The sequence below is a fragment of the Sphingomonas abietis genome, from assembly GCF_027625475.1.
Taxonomy (GTDB): Bacteria; Pseudomonadota; Alphaproteobacteria; order Sphingomonadales; family Sphingomonadaceae; genus Solisphingomonas; species Solisphingomonas abietis.
Window position 1 is genome coordinate 2,312,420 of record NZ_CP115174.1, and the last position, 18,327, is coordinate 2,330,746.

At 65.2% G+C, this 18,327-nt stretch carries 18 protein-coding genes; 6 read left to right on the plus strand and 12 right to left on the minus strand.

Annotated features, from left to right (window positions below; genetic code table 11):
- Nucleotides 1-12 precede the first annotated feature (12 nt).
- Complete coding sequence (locus PBT88_RS11030; protein ID WP_270075397.1) at nucleotides 13-1,449, minus strand: aminotransferase-like domain-containing protein; 1,437 nt, start codon at nucleotides 1,447-1,449, stop codon at nucleotides 13-15.
- A gap of 110 nt (nucleotides 1,450-1,559) precedes the next feature.
- Here PBT88_RS11030 and PBT88_RS11035 point away from each other — a divergent pair, with 110 nt between their 5' ends.
- From PBT88_RS11035 to PBT88_RS11045, 3 genes are all read left to right on the plus strand, one after another.
- Nucleotides 1,560-1,904 (plus strand): UrcA family protein, encoded by a 345-nt coding sequence (locus tag PBT88_RS11035; RefSeq protein WP_270075398.1) that lies wholly within the window; start codon nucleotides 1,560-1,562, stop codon nucleotides 1,902-1,904.
- Entirely contained in the window at nucleotides 1,904-2,518 is a 615-nt protein-coding gene (locus tag PBT88_RS11040) for a LysE family translocator (RefSeq protein WP_270075399.1), read from the plus strand. The genes PBT88_RS11035 and PBT88_RS11040 overlap by 1 nt, the downstream gene beginning before the upstream one ends.
- 220 nt (nucleotides 2,519-2,738) lie before the next feature.
- Nucleotides 2,739-5,402, plus strand: coding sequence for a TonB-dependent receptor plug domain-containing protein (locus tag PBT88_RS11045; protein ID WP_270075400.1), 2,664 nt, complete (start codon nucleotides 2,739-2,741; stop codon nucleotides 5,400-5,402).
- A 246-nt stretch (nucleotides 5,403-5,648) separates the two neighbouring features.
- On the opposite strand, the gene PBT88_RS11050 is transcribed toward PBT88_RS11045, so the two are convergent.
- The gene (locus tag PBT88_RS11050) at nucleotides 5,649-6,398 is read right to left on the minus strand and encodes an SDR family oxidoreductase (protein ID WP_270075401.1); all 750 of its coding nucleotides are present in this window, start codon (nucleotides 6,396-6,398) and stop codon (nucleotides 5,649-5,651) included.
- 111 nt (nucleotides 6,399-6,509) lie between these two features.
- Between PBT88_RS11050 and PBT88_RS11055 the strand changes: the two genes are divergently transcribed.
- The gene (locus tag PBT88_RS11055; RefSeq protein ID WP_270075402.1) at nucleotides 6,510-7,064 is read left to right on the plus strand and encodes a TetR/AcrR family transcriptional regulator; all 555 of its coding nucleotides are present in this window, start codon (nucleotides 6,510-6,512) and stop codon (nucleotides 7,062-7,064) included.
- Between the two features lie 100 nt (nucleotides 7,065-7,164).
- On the opposite strand, the gene PBT88_RS11060 is transcribed toward PBT88_RS11055, so the two are convergent.
- From PBT88_RS11060 to PBT88_RS11070, 3 genes are all read right to left on the minus strand, one after another.
- Nucleotides 7,165-7,566 carry a GlcG/HbpS family heme-binding protein gene (locus PBT88_RS11060; RefSeq protein WP_270075403.1) on the minus strand — a complete coding sequence of 134 codons (402 nt, stop codon included), beginning with the start codon at nucleotides 7,564-7,566 and terminating at the stop codon, nucleotides 7,165-7,167.
- 216 nt (nucleotides 7,567-7,782) lie between these two features.
- Nucleotides 7,783-8,820 carry an aldo/keto reductase gene (locus PBT88_RS11065; protein ID WP_270075404.1) on the minus strand — a complete coding sequence of 346 codons (1,038 nt, stop codon included), beginning with the start codon at nucleotides 8,818-8,820 and terminating at the stop codon, nucleotides 7,783-7,785.
- Between the two features lie 40 nt (nucleotides 8,821-8,860).
- Entirely contained in the window at nucleotides 8,861-9,592 is a 732-nt protein-coding gene (locus tag PBT88_RS11070; RefSeq protein WP_270075405.1) for an SDR family NAD(P)-dependent oxidoreductase, read from the minus strand.
- A 135-nt stretch (nucleotides 9,593-9,727) separates the two neighbouring features.
- On the opposite strand from PBT88_RS11070, the gene PBT88_RS11075 reads away from it, so the two are divergent.
- Together PBT88_RS11075 and PBT88_RS11080 are read left to right on the plus strand one after the other, a co-directional pair.
- Nucleotides 9,728-10,387: a TetR/AcrR family transcriptional regulator gene (locus PBT88_RS11075; protein WP_270075406.1), complete on the plus strand. Its 660-nt coding sequence runs from the start codon at nucleotides 9,728-9,730 to the stop codon at nucleotides 10,385-10,387.
- Between the two features lie 160 nt (nucleotides 10,388-10,547).
- Nucleotides 10,548-11,444, plus strand: coding sequence for a LysR family transcriptional regulator (locus tag PBT88_RS11080; protein WP_270075407.1), 897 nt, complete (start codon nucleotides 10,548-10,550; stop codon nucleotides 11,442-11,444).
- A 34-nt stretch (nucleotides 11,445-11,478) separates the two neighbouring features.
- Here PBT88_RS11080 and PBT88_RS11085 read toward each other — a convergent pair whose 3' ends face one another.
- The 7 genes from PBT88_RS11085 to PBT88_RS11115 all read right to left on the minus strand — a co-directional run bounded on the left by PBT88_RS11085 (nucleotide 11,479) and on the right by PBT88_RS11115 (nucleotide 18,299).
- Nucleotides 11,479-11,982 carry an SRPBCC domain-containing protein gene (locus PBT88_RS11085; RefSeq protein WP_270075408.1) on the minus strand — a complete coding sequence of 168 codons (504 nt, stop codon included), beginning with the start codon at nucleotides 11,980-11,982 and terminating at the stop codon, nucleotides 11,479-11,481.
- Nucleotides 11,983-12,019: 37 nt separating this feature from the next.
- On the minus strand, nucleotides 12,020-12,814 hold the full coding sequence (locus PBT88_RS11090; RefSeq protein WP_270075409.1) for an SDR family NAD(P)-dependent oxidoreductase: 795 nt from the start codon (nucleotides 12,812-12,814) through the stop codon (nucleotides 12,020-12,022).
- Between the two features lie 71 nt (nucleotides 12,815-12,885).
- Nucleotides 12,886-13,389: an SRPBCC domain-containing protein gene (locus PBT88_RS11095; RefSeq protein ID WP_270075410.1), complete on the minus strand. Its 504-nt coding sequence runs from the start codon at nucleotides 13,387-13,389 to the stop codon at nucleotides 12,886-12,888.
- Between the two features lie 3 nt (nucleotides 13,390-13,392).
- Nucleotides 13,393-13,995 (minus strand): NADPH-dependent F420 reductase, encoded by a 603-nt coding sequence (locus PBT88_RS11100; RefSeq protein ID WP_270075411.1) that lies wholly within the window; start codon nucleotides 13,993-13,995, stop codon nucleotides 13,393-13,395.
- Nucleotides 13,996-14,345: 350 nt separating this feature from the next.
- Nucleotides 14,346-15,674: an APC family permease gene (locus PBT88_RS11105; RefSeq protein WP_270075412.1), complete on the minus strand. Its 1,329-nt coding sequence runs from the start codon at nucleotides 15,672-15,674 to the stop codon at nucleotides 14,346-14,348.
- Nucleotides 15,671-17,179 carry a S10 family serine carboxypeptidase-like protein gene (locus PBT88_RS11110; RefSeq protein WP_270075413.1) on the minus strand — a complete coding sequence of 503 codons (1,509 nt, stop codon included), beginning with the start codon at nucleotides 17,177-17,179 and terminating at the stop codon, nucleotides 15,671-15,673. Before PBT88_RS11110 ends, PBT88_RS11105 begins: the two co-directional genes overlap by 4 nt.
- Before the next feature lie 4 nt (nucleotides 17,180-17,183).
- Nucleotides 17,184-18,299 (minus strand): pyridoxal phosphate-dependent aminotransferase, encoded by a 1,116-nt coding sequence (locus PBT88_RS11115; protein WP_270075414.1) that lies wholly within the window; start codon nucleotides 18,297-18,299, stop codon nucleotides 17,184-17,186.
- Between the last annotated feature and the right edge of the window lie 28 nt (nucleotides 18,300-18,327).

The following is an 18,327-nucleotide window of genomic DNA, read 5'->3' on the forward strand; positions in this document are numbered from 1 at the left end:
TCACCATTGGCTTCAATGATCGGAAGGAGGGATCGCAAGCCCCTGACCGCGACCGCAATGCGCCATCGCCGCTTCGAGAACTTCGAACACGCGATCATCCCCCATCCTCGCGACATTCAGGCGAAGGTAGCTGCCGGCACTCTGCGAGACGCTGAACACATTGCCCGGCGCCAGCACTATGTTGCTGCGCAGCGCATGGCGCGTGACCGCCACCGCATCCAGATCGTCCGGCAAACGAGCCCACAGGAACATGCCGCCGCTGGGCTCGATCCATGGCACGATTCCGATCTCCGCGAGGCGGGGAATGACGCGTGTCATCGTCTGTTCCAGCCGGCCCCGGATCTTTTCCATATGGCGGCGGTAGGCGCCATCGGTGAGCACGGTATGGACGAGCTCCGCCGAGATCGGGCTCGACGACATGCCGGTCGCGATCCGCAGATCGGCGAGGGCGGCAATCCAGTCTCGCCGCGCGGCGATATGGCCGCAGCGCACCGCGCTGGTCAGCGACTTCGAAAAGCTACCGACCCGAATAACCCGATCCAGGCCATCGAACGCCGCCAGTCGCGCGGATGGCACCGTCTCGAAATCGGCGAAGATATCGTCCTCGACGATCAGCAGGTCATGCGCCTCGGCCAGCTTCAGGAGGCGGTGCGCGACCGGTGCGGAGAGGCTGGCGCCGGTCGGGTTGTGGATGGCGGAATTGGTGATGTAGAGGCGTGGCAGATGCTCCTCCAGCGCCTGTTGGAAGGCCTCCACATCCGGCCCGTGCGGCGTGAACGGCACGCCGATCGGGCGCGCCCGGTGCGCGCGCAGCAGTGCTTGGAAATTGAAATAGCAGGGGTCGTCGATCAGCACGACGTCGCCCGGTTCGATCAGGAAGCGACAGATCAGATCGATTGCCTGGGTGCCGGAATCGGTCAGCAAGATCTGGTCGGTCGCGACGTCTACGCCCTGTTCGCCCATCCGTCGCGCGATCAGGCGGCGCACCGGTTCCGATCCCATCGCGGTGCTGTAGTTCGTCATGGAAGTCAGCGGCGCGGTGCGGGCGATGGTGCGGAGCCCCTTGCGCAGCAGCTCGACGGGAAGCCAGTCGTCGGGCAGGCAGCCGCCCCCCGCCAGGATCGCGCCGGGCCGTGGCGATAGCGACTCCCGCAGCATCCAGAGTGGATCGATCGCCAGATCGGCGCGGCTGTCGACCGCCGCGATCGTGAGCGGCGCGAGCGGGGCAGCGACGTAGAAGCCCGATCCCGGCCGTGCGCGGATCGCACCCTCGGCGACCAGCCGGTCATAGGCTTCGACGACGGTCGATTTCGAGACGCCGGCGGCCTCCGCCATCGCCCGCACGGAGGGCAGGCGCGCGCCCGACACCAACTGGCGTCGCTCGATGCGGGTGCGGACCAATGCCATCACCTGCTCGGTCAAGGTGCCGTCCGTCGCCTCCACCAGCATGACCGTATTGCTCCATCTGTCAGCACAGTTTGATCGAATTGTACTGCAAGTGTCTCTAGCGGTGCGCCGGCCTTCGAGCAAGACGGGCGGCGACCAAAAAGGAGGATATCATGTCGTTCAGGAACCATGCGACCGCGGTCGCTCTCGCCCTTTCCCTGGCCGCGCCGGTGACCGCTCGCGGCGTGGGCGACGACCTTACGACGAGCGTCGTGGTCAAGCGGATCGCCGTGCATTCGCCCGCCGATGCGCGCCGGCTCGAACGGCGCCTGGGTGAGGCGGCGCTGGCCGTCTGCGGCGCCGAGGGCCATGAACTGTCCGAATACCGCAACGCCATCCGCCGCTCCGCCTGCTATTCCGATGCCATGGCCGCCGCGCGCGCCAACGCCGGCATCGCCGACGCGAAGCGGAGCGCCATCGCGTTGGAGGCGCCGTCCGCTGCGAGCGGGAGGCCCTGATGCAGGCGGCCACGCTGATCACCTTGCTGTCCTTCTGCTTCGTGTCGTCGATCACCCCCGGGCCGAACAACATGATGCTGCTCTCCTCCGGCGCGACGTTCGGGTTGCGCCGGACAGTCCCTCACATCCTCGGCATTTCCGGCGGTTGCGCGGTCATGGTGCTGGTGCTCGGCTGGAGCGTCGCAGGCCTCTCCGATCGCCTGCCGTGGCTGTTTGTCAGCCTCCATATCGTGTCCACCGCTTATCTTCTGTGGTTGGCCTGGCGAATCGCGACGTCGACCGGTCTCCGCGAGGATGGCCGCCGCAGTCGCCCGCTGACGACGCTCGACGCGGCGGCCTTCCAGTGGGTGAACCCCAAGGCATGGGCGATGGTGCTGGGAGCGGTGGCGAGCTTCGCGCGAACCGATCACCTTGTGTCCGATGTGCCGCTGATCGCGCTCGTGCTGGCACTGGTCGGTTTGCCATGCATCGTGACATGGGCGGGATCGGGATCGATGCTCAAGGCATGGCTGTCGCGTCCGATCGTGCTGCGCCGCTTCAATGTCGCAATGGCGCTCCTGCTGGTCGCCTCGATCCTGCCCGGCATCTGGCAGGCGGTGACGCGAACCGCGTGAGGCTGCCCAGCCACGGATAAGCGCGGGCAAAGAACCACGCCATGCGCATCGATGCGCAACACTCTGGCTTGAGTGGCGAATAGGACACAATATTGCAAAAGGTTTCATGCGCCCGTCTATTATATTGACACATTCCCGCGCCCTCGTAACTTTTCGGAAACAAAGTGGAGAGGGTGCCCGAACCGTCGATCGGATTTCTTCGAGATCGGGGGGTATCGTCATGAATCATGCACGCAAGACGCTTGCAAGGGGGGCCTTGTTCGCCACTGTCGCAACCACATCGCTGATATTAGCCAATCAAGCCCGTGCTGCGCAGGCCGATGCGCCCGTTGCGGCGGCGTCCGCTGCGCCGGCCGTTGACGACACCATCATCGTCACCGGCACGCGCCGCACCGACCGGACGGTGACGGATTCGCCATCGCCGATCGATGTGATTACCGCCGCCGATCTGCGGACCCAGCCCACCGCCAATATCATCGACAGTCTCAAGAATATCATCCCGTCTTTCTTCGTCGGCCAGAATACGATCTCGGATGCGTCGAGCTTTGTACGGTCTCCCTCGCTGCGTGGTCTTCCCGGCGACGAGGTGCTGGTGCAGTTGAACGGCAAGCGATATAATCGCTCCTCTCTGGTCCAGGTCTATACCGGTGGCGATACCGGCCTTTCCTTCGGCGCGCAGGCGCCCGATATCTCGGCCATTCCTTCGATCGCGATCAGCAATGTCCAGGTGCTGCGCGACGGTGCGACCGCGCAATATGGCTCCGATGCGATCGGCGGCGTCATGAACTTCGGCCTGCGCAAGGATGCCGGTTTCGAGGTGCAGGGCCGCTGGGGCCAATATTATGCGGGTGACGGCGACAGCCGCCAGATCGCCGCGGATGGCGGCGTGAAGCTCGGCGAACGAGGATTCATCAACGTCGCCGGCGAATATAATGACGATCTCGGCACCAGCCGGGGCCATCAGCCGCCGGGTGCCTATTATCTTGCGCAAGCTCAACCGGGACTGGCCGATCAGATTCCCAACGCAGGCAAGGACAAGGCGCAAATCTGGGGTACGTCACCCTCGCACGGCTATAAAATCACCGTGAATGCCGGCTTCGACGTCACCTCGAACAGCGAATTATATGCTTTCGGCAACTTCGCCCGTACCCACACCGACGAGAGCTTCAACTATCGCCGTCCGGTCGCTTTCCCGTTGTCCGCAGGCGGCGCGCCGATCGACAACGGCACCGCCATCACCAACACCGGCATCAGCCGCAACGGCGCCTATGCCCCGGTCTATCTCACCCCTTGCCCGGCGGGCAGCGCCACCTGCCCGGCAGGCGGCTTCGTCGTCGACAGCAACACCTGGAGCGCCGCCACGCTCTATCCCGGCGGCTTCACGCCGCGCTTCGTCGGCGTGACCAAGGAGGCCTTCGGTACGGCCGGCTGGAAGGGCCATCTCGACGATGGCTTCACCTGGGATTTGTCAGGCTCGGTCAGCCGCCACGAACTCGCGCTGTCCATGTATGACTCGCTCAACTCGTCCTACGGCCCGCAGACCCAGACGAAATTCGATTTCGGCAGCTTCATCCAGAAGGAACAGGACGTCAATCTCGACCTGACCTATCCGCTGGAGGTCGGCTTCGCGAGCCCGATCACCATCTCCGGCGGCGGCGAATATCGTAACGAGACCTTCAGCGCGACGCCAGGCGACGAGCAGGGCTATGCGGCGGGCCCCTATGCCGCCCAGACGCTCTACACCCAGACCTCGCCAGGGGTCTATACGCGCAGCGGCACGGCGGCGCAGGGTGCCGGCGCAAGCGGTTATGCCGGCGGCAACCCGGCCTTCACCGGGTCGTGGAGCCAGAAGAGCTACGCCTTCTACGTCGGTGCCGAGACCGACATCACCCAGAAGCTCACCGTCGGTGCGATGGGGCGCTACGAACATTATAGCGATTTCGGCAGCGCCAAGGTCTGGAAGGCCAACGGCCTGTGGAAGGCGACGCCCTGGCTGTCGCTGCGCGGGACGGTCGGCACCGGTTTCCACGCGCCGACTCCCGGCCAGTCGCACGATGCGGTCGTGACCACCAGCTTCCTGGCCGGCAACGCGATCCAGCAGGGCACCTATCCCGTGGGCAGCGCACCCTCGCTCTATTTCGGATCGAAGCCGCTCAAGCCGGAGAAATCGACCAACTGGGGCGTCGGCGCGGTGCTGAAGCCGCTATCGCGGGTGACGCTGACCGTCGACTATTACAACATCAAGGTCAGAAACCGCATCTTCCTGTCGCAATCCTTCCCGGTTACGGCGGCCGACATCGCCATCCAGCCGGCGCTTGCGGCGGTGGGGGCCGGCGGCACGGTCCAATATTTCACCAACGCGCTCGATACGCTGACCCGTGGTATCGATGTCGTCGGCTCGTACCACACGCAAGTGCTCGGCGGGGCGCTCAACCTGACGCTCGCCTATAATTACAACAAGAGCACGGTCTCCAAATATGACGCCGCAGCGATCAGCAATGCGCAGATCATCGACATCAACAGCCTCGCGCCGAAGCATCGCATCATCACCTCGGCGGCGTGGTCGATCGGCGATTTCGCCATAAATGCGCGCGAGAATTTCTACAGTTCGTGGCGCGACGAGGTCGATTATCCCGGCCAGAAATTCGGGTCCAAATTTACGACCGATCTGGATCTGAGCTACACGGCGATGCAGCATTACACGCTGACCGTCGGCGCGAACAACCTGTTCAGCAACCATCCCGACAAGATCAAGGCGTCCTCCAGCAACCCGATCTACACCGCGACCAACAGCCTGCTCGACGGATCGGTCTATCCGCGCATCGGCGGTCCATTCGGCTTCAACGGCGGCTTCTACTATGTCCGCCTGCGCGTGAAATACTGAGCGCGGCCGACTGGATCCCGGTCTCCCGTCTTTCCGAAGGGGGCATGGCGGCCAGCATGGCCGCCATGCCCCCTCACTGACCGTTTCGACCCGGCAACCGAAGCGGCCCACATCCCACCTGTCAGGATCGCCGTCGACGCGTCCTGGTCGACACATGCTGACGTCTGCCCTCGGCATCGCCGCTGCCGTCATCCTCCGGCTCGACCGCGCTGCCCCGGGGCTGACTATGACGCCACGCTGATATGATCACGATCCCAGGAAAGCGCGCAAGGCACCATGGAGCCAAGGATAATGATCCTCGGCATGGGTGCTCAGCCTGGATTTGAGATCGCGTGTTTGATCGTCGGCCAGCACCTCGAGCGCTCCTGAGGCGATGCCATCATAAGCGAGGGAAACGACATGTTCCGGGCTGCTCTTCGGCACGTCATATTGACCGGACATCGGCGTGTCGATCATGCCGACCAGAAGCCCCACCACCTGGGTGCCTTGCCCCTCCAGCGCGAAGCGCAGACCATTGGTCGCCGACCATGCCGCGGCTTTCGAAGCGGCGTAGATCGTGGGCAGGCTGACCCACACTGACGACGACAAGATGTTCACCAGAGTGCCGCCGCCATGAGCGGCCAGCACCGGCGCGAAAGCGGTGGCGACGCGGAGTGTCCCAAAAAAATTGGTTTCGAAGATGCGACGGGCTTCGTCTTCCGGGCCGAAAAGCGTGTCTTCCGCCGGCGCGATCGCCGCGTTGTTGATGAGCATGTCGACATCGGCGGCCGCGGCGACCGCGCCAATAACGGCATCGGCATCGGTGATGTCGAGAGCCAGCGGCTGGATGCGCGGATCGCCCCAGCTTTTCGGCGTTCGTGCCGCCGCATACACCTTCGCAGCGCCGCGTTCGAGCGCCTGGTACACGAATTGCTCGCCCAGCCCGCCATTGGCCCCGGTAATCAGGACGGTTCGGCCGGCGAGAGTGGCGACCGGCTTGCTTGAGGACAGGTTCATGAGCTACTCCGAATTCAAGTGGGTGTATCCCCATATTTATCTGGGGAGTCACCCCATATAGTCAAGGGCGGAATGATGACTGTCGACCGAGGCTCGCCTGTGCCACGCCCCATGCGTGCCGATGCCCGCCGGAATCGCGATGCGATCCTCCGCGCGGCCCGCGACGTCTTCGAACTGGAGGGCGTGCTCGCCTCGATCGACAAGATCGCGATCCAGGCTGGTGTCGGGAACGCCACGCTCTACCGGAACTTCCCGACGCGGGAGGATCTGCTGGCGGCGGTCATGGGGGCGGACCTCGCCGAGGCGCAGGCGAAGGCCGATGCCTTGATGCAAGACGAACGCCCTCGTCAGGGGCTCGCCGAATGGTTGGCCTGGCTGACCTGGCGACTACGGATCTGGCACGATCTGCCGCAATGCGTCGCAGACGCGCAGGCTGCGCCGAACTCGTCAATGAACCCGGCCGTGTCCATGCTGGTGACCCAGACCGGCGCGTTGGCCGAGCGAGCGCGCCAGGCGGGGGATGCGATCGGTTCGGTCTCCGCGACCGAGCTGTTCGAATTGGTCACCGCGCTGTCGTGGGCAGTCGATCGCTTCGGCGATGACGAGACGGCGGCACGAAGGCGCGTCGAGGTCGCGACAGCCGGGCTTTTTACGCCGCGAAGCTAAGGCGGACGGCATCGGTCGAGATCGCGCGGCGCGAGCATGGTCCTGGCGACCGTGCCGGAAATACCGACTTCGCTCGGGCCATTGGAGAGCGCCCGCGGATTTACAGCCCGATGGCGGCCAGCCCCGCGGCGGCGACCTGTTCGTACTGTGGCGAAAGGCCGCCCGACACGCCGACCGCGCCGGCGCATCTGCCGTCTTTCATCGCCGGCAGCGCGCCCTGGAGAGGGAGGCGATCGGTCAGGGCCAGCATGGTCGGGCGGTCGGCGGCGAGTTTTTCGGCCGCGGCCGAGGGCGCACGGTTCATCGCCGATGTCTCCGCCTTGCGCAGCGCGACGTCGGCGGTCGCGTAGCCGGCCCCGTCCGACCGTACCAGACTGAGCAGCCGGCCGGCATCATCGACGACGGCGACGCTCATCGCCCATCCGTTCTTTTGCGCTTCCAGCTGACAGGCGGCGGTGATCGCAGCGGCATCGGCAGCATCGAGGACGGTCTTGGTGATCATGGGATCGATCCGATCTGTGGGTATCGAGATGAACCGCCGGGTCAGGCGGCCTGCGCGCCGAGCGCCTGCTCGAACTCCGCCGGCCGATATCGACGCGGCTGGTGCCGGCGGTCGGGGGCGTCTGCTGGATCCTCACGGTCTCCGGTTTTGGAGAGGGGGATCCGACACCGAGGCGCGGCGCCTCGGTGTCGGACATCCAGGGGAGCGAACTCGGTGTCAGGCGGCGCGGATGGGGGCCTTCTCGTTGAGGATCGGGAAGCCGCGCTGATGCCAGACCGGATAGGCGGCAGGCGCATCGCTGGCGGTGTCGAGCTTGGCGATCTGCTCGGCCGTCAGCGCCCAGCCGACCGCCCCGACATTCTCGATCAGTTGCTCCTCATTGCGGGCGCCGATGATGACATTGGCGACGGTCGGGCGCTGGAGCAGCCAGTTGAGCGCGATCTGCGGGATCGTCTTGCCGGTCTCGGCCGCGACCTCGTCGAGCGCATCGACGATCCTGAACAGCCGCTCTTCCTCGAAATGCGGACCGGTGCCGGCGATGTCATGGGCGCGGGTGCCGGGCTTGGCCGGCTGGTCGCGCCGGATCTTGCCGGTGAGCTTGCCCCAGCCGAGCGGGCTCCAGATCAGCGCGCCGACCCCCTGGTCGGCCCCGAGCGGCATCAGCTCCCACTCATAATCGCGGTTGAGCAGCGAGTAATAGACCTGGTCCGCGACATGGCGCGGATAGCCGTAACGATCCGAGGCACCGAGCGACTTCATCAGATGCCAGCCCGAGAAGTTCGACGCGCCAACATAACGGATCTTGCCGTCGCGGACGAGCTGATCGAGCGCCGACATCGTCTCCTCGACCGGCGTGTTATAATCCTGGCCGTGCAGCTGGAGGAGATCGATGTGATCGGTGCCCAGCCGCCCGAGCGCCTTCTCGACGGCTCCGATCAGGTGGAAGCGCGACGAGCCATAGTCATTGGGGCCGTCCCCGGTCGGGAAGGTGGCCTTGGTCGAGATCAGCACGCGATCGCGCTTGCCCTTGATCGCGCCGCCCAGGATCGTCTCGGCGAGGCCGCCGGAATAGACGTCCGCACTGTCGAACAAGGTGACGCCATGATCGAGGCAGACGTCGATCAGGCGGGAGGCACCGCCGGCATCCGTCGAGCCCCACGCCTTGAAGAAGTCGCCGGCGCCGCCGAAGGTGGCGGTGCCGAAGCTGAGGGCGGGAACACGAAGGCCTGAGGCGCCCAAGCGGCGATATTCCATGATGTCGTTCCTTTGATCGAAATGGAAGATGCGAACCTGTTCAGCTCATATACCAGCCGCCATTGACGTTGATCGTCTGGCCGGTGACGTAGCCATTGCCGGCGAGCATCACCGCGACCGAGGAGACCTCGTCGGGCTGGCCGAAGCGGCCGAGCGGTATCTTGTCCGGGGTAATCGCGTCATTGCCCTTGAGCATGTCGGTCTCGATCAGCGCGGGGGCGATCGCGTTGGCGGTGATGCCTTCCTGGGCGAGCTGGCTGGCATAGCCGTGCATCAGTCCGATCAGGCCGGCCTTGCTCGCCGCATAATGCGGCCCGATCACGCCCCCCAGCTGCGCCGCGACCGATGACAGGATGATGATCCGCCCGAAGCCTTGCGCCCGCATCGCCGGGAGAGCGGCCTGCGTCACGTAGAAGACCGAGCTCAGATTGACCCGGATCGTCTCGTCCCAGTCGGCGCTGGTGATCTGCGCGAGCGGCTTGCTGGGATTGATGCCGGCATTGTTGACGAGGATGTCGATCGTGCCCAGCGCCTCCGTGGCGGCACGAACAAGCCCCGCCGCGGCATCGGCATCGCCCAGATCGGCCGAAAGGGCTATAGATTTGCGGCCTCTGGCAACGATCTCGGCGGCCACCGCCGCCGCCGCCTCCCGGCCCTGGCGATAGCCGATCGCGACATGCGCGCCGGCTTCGGCAAGCGCGATCGCAATCTCCCGGCCGATCCCCCGCGATCCGCCCGTCACCAGCGCAACCCTGTCGGCAAGATGATCCATATGATGTCCTTCGGAATGCTGCCGCGTGGACGCCAGCCAATCTCCGCGGTTCGGTTGCGGCGACCGCTTGCTAGTGCTTAATGCACATTGCTGTGCAGAGTTGCAAGCTTTGGTGCAAAAGCTTATCGGGCTGGGATGGTCCAGACGCCGGAACGCTCGATCTTTGATATTCTTGCGACGACGCTGCCGGCGCCGTCGAAGCGCGACGCGATCCTTGCAGCTGCCAGCCTCGTCTTCATCGGGCAGGGCTATGAGGGGGCCAGCATGGAGCTGGTGGCGCAGAAGGCCGGCGCGGTTCGCCGCACGGTCTACAACCAGTTTCCCGAGGGCAAGAAACAGCTGTTCCATGCCGTGGCGGAAAGGATGTGGCGGTCGTTTCCGGTCATGGACATCGCGACCGACGAACAGGCGCTGGGTGATCCGGCCGAAGGGCTGCGCCGGATCGGCTACGGGATCGCGTCCTTCTGGGATCCACCGCTGGCCATCGAGTTCCTGCGCATGACGATCGGGGAATCCTCGCGCTTCCCGGAATTGATGCAGAGCTTCTTCGAAGTCGGGAAGACCCCGGCCGTCCGTGCCGTCACCGAATATATCACCACCCTGGGAGATCGCGGCGCGCTCACGATCGACGATCCGGACCTGGCTGCCCGCCATTTCCTCGGCCTGGTCGACGAGACCGTTCTATGGATGCGGGTGATGGGAAGTTCGGCGTCGCTGACGACGAGCGAGATCGAGCGCGTCGTCGAGCGGGCCGTTTCGATCTTCCTGGGTCATTACCAGGCTAAACCGACCTGAGCCTGCAGACCTCATAAGTCCGCAGCCAACGCCGCATGGAGGGCGCCGCGCCTCGATCCGCTCGGCGTATAGCGTCGTCGCCGGATCGAGACGTCGGCTACGCCTGGAATAGCCGGCTCATGCTCGAACTTCCGAACGCTATCGTGCATAGGCTGGTGTGATGACGAATTGGGACGATGTTCGCTATTTTCTGGCGGTCGCGCGCGGCGGATCGGTTCGGGCCGCAGCCGATCGGCTCAAGGTGACCCATTCCACGGTGATACGCCGCATCGGTCATCTCGAGGAACTGCTCGGCGCGCAGGTCTTCCAGAAACTGCCGTCCGGCTATCGCTTGACCGAGGCCGGCGAGGAAATCCTCGCGCTGGCGGAACTGATGGAAGGCGCGTCGCATCAGCTGGAAACCCGCGTGTTCGGTCGGGATCAAAATGTGCGCGGGCTGCTGCGCGTCGCCTTGCCGCCAACGGTCGCCACCCACTTGCTGATGCACGATTTCGCGGAGTTCTGCCGCCTGCACCCCGATATCGAATTACAGATCCTGTCGTCATCCGAGCTGGTCAATCTCACGACGCGCCAAGCCGACGTCGCGCTGCGCGTCGTATATGATCGCGATACCTTGCCCGCCCATCTGATCGGTCGGCAGCTCCGTGACGTTCACGGCGCGGTCTATATCGCTCGCGATCTGCTCGCAGCCCATCGCTCGGGCCGAGAGACGAAGGTCCGGTGGGTGTTGAAGCTGGAGGATGGCGGTGTCCCGGAATGGGCAAGGGAGAATGAGATCACCCCATCCGACGCTCCTGTCACGGTGACGGATTCCGAGGCGCAGATCATCGCGGTCAGGGCGGGCCTGGGCATGGCGCCCTTGTCCTGCTTCGTCGGCGATGTCGATCCGTCGCTCATACGGGTTCCGGGCGGTGCATTGCGCAAGCACGGCACCTTCTGGCTGCTGACGCACGGCGAGACCCGCAAGACGAAGCGCGTTCGGCTGTTTAGCGACTTCATCGCCCAGCGGTTCGACACCCACGCCACGCTTCTTGCGGGCCTGCTCGTGTCGGGGTGACCGGCAGAGCCTCGGCCATCCCGACCCGTGCCGCCTAAGCCGGCCTTCCTTGCGCGGCCTCGCGCTCGAGCGCGACCTTGGCGAGATCGTTCAGAAGCTTTTCGTGAGTGAGCCAGAACGCATCGGGCGCGGCCTTGGCCAGTTCGATCCAGTGCGGACCCCGCATGGTCTCCTCCGTCCAAAGATGGACGCCTCTTTCCGTGGGCGTGATGATCCATGCATGGTGGGCCTTCGATTCTGGGGAAACGAGCGGATGACCACCCCAAGCGATGCGGCTCATGGGCTCGAACTCCTGCACGGAGGCGAAGACGTCCTGGCCGGCCAGGTTCGTCTCGAAGCGCGTGCCGGATTGCAGGCTGCTATGCCCGTCCAGCAACCGGACGTGCTGGACACCGGGGTAAAAGCCGGGCCACGCGCCGGGATCGACGAGCAGGGACCAGATCGTCTCCGGCGATACAGCGACCTCCAGTTCGTTGGTGAAATGGATCGGGCACTGGCTCGGCGCCATGTCGGCGGGCCACTTTATGATCTCGAACATGAGCATCCTCTGACTTGAAGGAGGTGGGGAGGGGCTCTCAGGCGATCGATCGCAAGACGCCGCCATCGACCCGCAGAGCGGCGCCGGTGGTGCCGGAAGCCTGCTGCGAGCAGAGATAGACGACCATGTTCGCGACCTCTTCGGTCGAGGTGAACCGGTTGAGCAAGGTGGTCGGCCGCATCGTCTTCAGAAATTGCCGTTCGGCGTCCTCCTGGGTGATTCCCTGCTCTTCGGCGGTCTTCTTCATCCAGTTCGACAGGATCTCGGAGTTGGTCGGGCCGGGAAGGACGGAGTTGACGGTGACGCCGGTTCCGCCAACCAGTTCGGCAAGCCCCCGCGAGACGGCAAGCTGCGCGGTCTTCGTCATGCCATAGTCGATCATCTCTTTCGGGATGTTGATCGCGGATTCGCTGCTCAGGAACACCACGCGGCCCCAGCCGCGCGCCGTCATGCCCGGCACATAATGGCGTGCCGCGCGCACGCCGCTCATCACATTGGTCTGAAACAGGTCGAGCCATTCGCCGTCGTCCTGATCGAAGAAGCCGTTGGGCCGGGCCGTGCCCATGTTGTTGACGAGGATGTCGGCCTCCGGCGCCTGCGCCGCGAGGGTGGCGGAGCCTTTAGCGGTCGCCAGATCGGCGGCGACGCCGCTCAGCTCGGCATCTGGGAATTGGGCGCGCAACTCCCGCAGCGTGCTGGAGACCCTCTCCTGCGTCCGGCCGTTGATGACGACCGATGCACCCGCCCTGGCGAGTCCTTCGGCAATTGCGCGGCCGATACCTGCGGTCGAGCCGGTGACGATGGTGCGACGGCCCTTGAGGTCGATGTTCATGCTGGAATCCTTTGGCTCGTAGCGCGCCCGGCACAGAGGGTGCGGGCCGCGCTGAGGCATGGTGTCGGGGCTTATCCGGCGGTCTTGGCGACTTCGGCTTCCGCTGCACGCTTGAGTTCTTCGACCCAGCTTTGGTGGTAGCGGTAGAGCGCGCCGGGGTGCTTGCGGCCGAGTTCCTCGAGGAAGAACGGGCCCTGCTGGGTTTCCTCGGTCAGCAGATGGCAACCGGTGTCTGTCGGCGTGATGACCCAGCCATGATAGGCGCTCGATCCGGTCTCGTCGCCGTCGACGGTGGTCGACCAGGCGAGCCGGCGACCGGGCAGGCACTCGGTGACGACGAGGCTCATCGGGAAGCCGACGGTTACGCGGCTATATCGCGTGCCGAGCTGCAAGGCGGACTCGCCGCTCAGGATTTTCACCTGATCTTCGGGCGGGAAATAATCCAACCAATTCTCGGCATCGACGAGCAGTTTCCAGACGACTTCGGGGGGCGCTGCCACATCGATATCGTTGAGCGCGTAGATGGCCGATATTTTCGGGTCAAAAGCCTCGGGCCAGAGGACGTGATCATACATGGCTCAGCCTTCCTTCTTGAACAGATCCTGGAAAATCAGCGGTGCCCAGCTGGTGCCCCGCGCCTGGACGAGCATCCCGCCTTCGGCCAGCGCACCGAGTTTGACCGGCGCATAGCCAAGCTGTTCGACGAGCGCGGCCACGGCGTCGGTGGCGCCGTCTTCGTCGCCGGCGAGAAACGCCACGCGGCGTCCGCCCGCAACGGCGGGATCCTGGTCGAGAATCTTGGCGGGAAGGTGGTTGAACGCCTTGACGAGCTGGGCGCCGACGAAGGCCTTGGCGATCACCGCCGATGACGGAAGCTGCCCGAGATCCTCCGGCGGAACGGCATAGGCGTTGGTGACGTCGATGATGGTCTTGCCCTGCCAATCCGGCGCGGCCTTTGCGACCTCGGGGTGCGCCGGGAAGGGGACGGCCAGCAGGATGACATCGGCCTGAACGGCGTCACCGAGGGGCTCGGGAATGATGCCGGTGCCGATCGCAGCCGCCTGCGCCGCGATCGCATCGGGGGCACGCGTGGTCGCGACGACGACCTCGATGCCCTTTCGGGCGAACATCCTGGCCAGTGCCTGGCCGACGGGGCCGAAGCCGATAATCGCGTATTTCATGATCCATGTCCGATCGTTGTGCTCGGCGCCCTAAATGGGACCGACGCCAGTCGTTCGGGATTGGCCATTTGCGGACAGCGGTGGTGCATCCGCAGACCACTCCGGCGCCGACCTCCGTCCACCAGCTATTGTAGCGGGGACCACTGCGATGAGGCTGGCCAGGGTGCTTGGGCGCCGCCCGCCTGCGCCGACGGCAGTCGCTTTCGACAATCCGTCGGAAATGCCGCAATATGCCCCGCCATCGGCTCGCGATCCGTTCGCGCCCGGCGGCCCTATAAGGGTTTCCCGTGTAGCGTCCCCATGTCGGCGATGTTGGCCCTACAGCATCGTGCCGGCGCGAAAATATCGCGCTATCGGGGAAGATCGCCCATCGGCATATCGTGATCGCCCGAGGCCTGGCGGCTGAGCGCACGCATGGCGGCGCCCACGACGATCCACCCGCCGAGCAGGGCATAAGGCCGCCAGTCCGCTTCCAGCCCCACGAAGATCATCGCGAACGCGCAGAGCGCACCGGCATAGGCCAGCCCGCGCGTCCAGTGCTTGGAGAATTTGAAGGCCGCTTTGCCGTAGATATCCGGATGGCCTTCGGTAACTCGCGCGGCGACCAGGCAGATGCTGCCATATTTGAGAAGATTGGGGATGTTGACGGCAAGGAACAGGAAGGTCAGCTCCATCGGCAGCAGGAGACCGATGCAGGCGAGACCGAATACCGTGACGAGGGCGACATGGGGGGTCTGCCAGCGTGGATGGACCCGGCCGAGCGCCTTGGGCAACATGCCTGCCGCACCCATCGCATAGAGACTGCGCGAGAACATCGCGAAGAGCGCGTTAAGGGATTTTCCGATCGAAAGCACCGCGGCGAGCACGATCAGCGGCGTCGCCAGCGGCCCCATGAAGCGCTTTGCGGCATCGAGTATCGGGGCCTGGCTTGCCGCAAGACCGTCACCGCCGAGAATGGCGAGCGCGACGAAGCCGACCGCAAGGTAGAGCAAGGTGGCGGAGCCGATCGATACGGCGATGCCGATGGGGATGTTACGCTGACCATCATCCACCTCGGCTCCGGCCTCGGTCGCCGCTTCGATTCCGAAGAACAGCCCGGTCAGCAGCGGCGTCGCAGCGAGCATCCCGATAAAACCATGCGGAAGGAAGGGTTGCAGATGGGCCGTGTCGGCGGCGGTCGTGCCGCCCCAACCGACGAACAGCGCGAACAGGAGCAGCATGCCGGCGAGCAGGATCTTCTGGATCCGTGCCGCGATGTGGATGCCGAAGAGGTTGGCGAGCAGCGCGAGGCTGAAGAGGACCAGCATCGTCGGCTTGGTCGGCAGCGGCCACAGCATGGAAACATAGCGCACCAGCACCAGGGCGAGCACGACGATCGCCCCGACATTGGCGATGATCCGCACCCAGCCGATATAGAAACCCCAGACCGGGTGGAGGAAACGGGCCGGCCAGCTGAACGATGCGCCGGATACCGGTATGGCCGATCCCAGAAAGGCATAGCTCACCGCGATCAGATACATGGGCAGCGCCGCACACAGCGCGGACAGCAGCATCGCCGGCCCGGCAAGCTTCGCCGCCGGCCCGATCGCCGAAAAGATCGAGACGCCGACCGCCGTGCCGATGCCGAGCGCGACGACGCCCCACAGATCGATCCCCTTGGCGAGTTGCCGCTCGCTCAATGCTCGGCCCCGGCCAGGATGAAGCCGCGGAGGTCGGCCATCAGCTTGTGCCAGCTCGCATCGTCGGAATAGGCGACATGGCCCGCCGGATAATGTTCGCTGCGAAAGCGATCCGGGGGCAGGCTCGATTGCGCGAACAGATAATCCGTCGCGCCCACCGTCGTGGTCAGGTCATACAGGCCGCTGCCGACGAACAGCCGCAGCCGCGGCTCGGCCGTCATCACTTTCTCCAGCTGTGCCATGAACGGCCAGTCGTTGAACGGGGAATCGCCTTCGCCATAGGTCCAGGCGCCATCCACGGGAACGATCACCTTGTAGTGCGACGGGTCCGCGACGCCGAGCTGCTTGAGCTGCCCGAACACGGCCTTGCCGTAGAGATCGGACACCGCGGAGAACGGGTCGCCTCCCACGACCTCACCGGCGTTGGCCGGGCGAGGGGCGGTATAACGCGCGTCATAGCGGCCGAGCACCCGGCCTTCGCCGCGCAGCAGTTCGACCCGGAAACGCTCTTTCGAGATGCGCAGATCATGCGCGAGATAATAGCCTTTCGCGATGCCGGTCAGCTCCGAAAGCCTCGTCGCGATGCGGTCGCGCTCGGCCGGATCGAGGGCGCGGCCGCGATAGAGCGCATCCAGATAGGCAGGTCCGAACGCAGCGGCCTCGCGCGCGCTGCCGGCCGGATCGCAGGGCTGCGGCCGTTTGTGCTGATAGCAGGCGATCGCCGCCAGCGTGGGCAGCGCCAGGGGATAGGTGACGACATTGCCGGGACGTTGCGACGTCTCGATCATGTTGAGCGCTTGGCCGAGCAGCAGCACGCCGCGCAGTCTCAGACCCGGATCCTGCGCGTGCAGGGTGCCGGCCATCGTCGCGGCGCGGATGGTGCCGTAGCTTTCGCCCAGGATGAAGATCGGCGCGGCGGTGCGTCCATGCGCGGCCAACCATGCCCGGGCTAGCTGGGCGACGGCATCGGCGTCGCCGTTCACGGACTGGTAGAAGCCGCGATCCGCATCGGCCGCGATCGTCGAAAAGCCCGTGCCGGGCGGATCGAGGAACACCAGATCGGCGATGTCGAGCAGGGTTTCGCGATTTTCCACGACCGGGGCGTCGGACGGCAGCGCGGCGGCGGGATCCTGCGGAACTTCGGCACGCATGGGCCCCAGCGCGCCCATGTGGAGATAGGCGGAAGCCGCGCCGGGGCCGCCATTGAAGACGAACAGCACTGGACGATCCGTCCCGCCGGGACGGGTATAGGATATATACCCTGCGGTGGCGTCGAAATGCCCGGGCCTGCTGCGTACCGGCGCCAGGCCGACCTCGGCATCATAGCCCAGCGACTGGCGACCAGGGGCCTGCAGCGTCTGAGCGCTGCGGGCCTCGATGTGGAGCGGCGATAATGTCGGCTCGGTCTGCTGTGCCTTCAGCGCCGTCGGCCCATTGGCGCCAGCAAGCAATGCCGTGGCGGTCAGGATCGCGCGTAAGCATCCGGCTCCGGTTCGCCTTGTCATGCCGTCATACCCCCTTCGTCCCGGCCTGCTGCTCGCGGTAGCGCAGCAAACCGTCCGTCAACGCCTGCAAGCCATAATCAAGATCGGCCGGCGCGCGCGCAAAGCCGACGCGGATATGACCCGCCGCACCGAAATATTCGCCCGGTGCGACCACCACGCCACAGCGATCCGCCAGCCATTCGGAAAATGCGATGGTGTCGCTAATCCCGGTCAGCTTGGGGAAAGCGATGCAGCCGAAAAGGGGCAGCGCGCCGCTGACGAGATCCTCGTCGCGCCAAAAGCCGTGATAGGATTCGATGATCGGTCTTGCCCGGCGCATGATGTCGCTTCGATACGTCTCGATCGTGCGTGGGCGCTCCAGCACGAGGGCGGCGACGGCATGCGCCAGGTTCGATACTCCGAAATCGATCTCCTGCGCGAGGCTGCGGATGCGCCGCATCGTATCGGGCTCCGCCACGATCCAGCCGCAGCGCAGCGTGCTCAATCCATGCGATTTGGTCAGGCTGCTGACGCTGATGAGGGCGGGCGACAATTGGACGGCCGGGGCCGGGCGCAGTTCGGCATCGACATAATCGCCATAGACCTCGTCGACGATGACATGGATGCCACGGGCCTCGGCGATGGCGCCTATCGTGGCGAGCACGTCGGGTTCGGTCGACATGCCGGACGGGTTATGGAGGTTCGACAATATGATGAGCCGCGTCTGCGGGCCGATCGCCGCGGCCACCGCGTCCGGATCGATGGTGAAATGCTCGCCGCGTCGTTCGAAGCGGTCGACGCCGAAACCATGGGCTTCGGCGATCTTGTGGAACAGATCGAAACCGGGATTTTCAACAAGTATGCGATCGCCGGGCTGCATCAGCGCCCGGTAGACGAGCGAGAGCGCCCCGGTCGCGCCGGTGGTGCAGAGGATCTGCTCGGCCGGCAACGCATAGCGCCGGGCGAGCTGTTCGACGACATAGGGGTTCCCGCTGGCGAAGGCGCTGGTGTAGCGTGACGTGATCGGATCTGAGGAGAAACCCTCCAGCACGATCTGCCGCAGCAGCTCGAACGGCTCGGGAACCGAGCTGTCGAACAGGCTGACGAGCAGATTGCGCTCCGAACGGACGGCACGGATCACCTTTCGCACCCATCGCGAGTAGGAATCC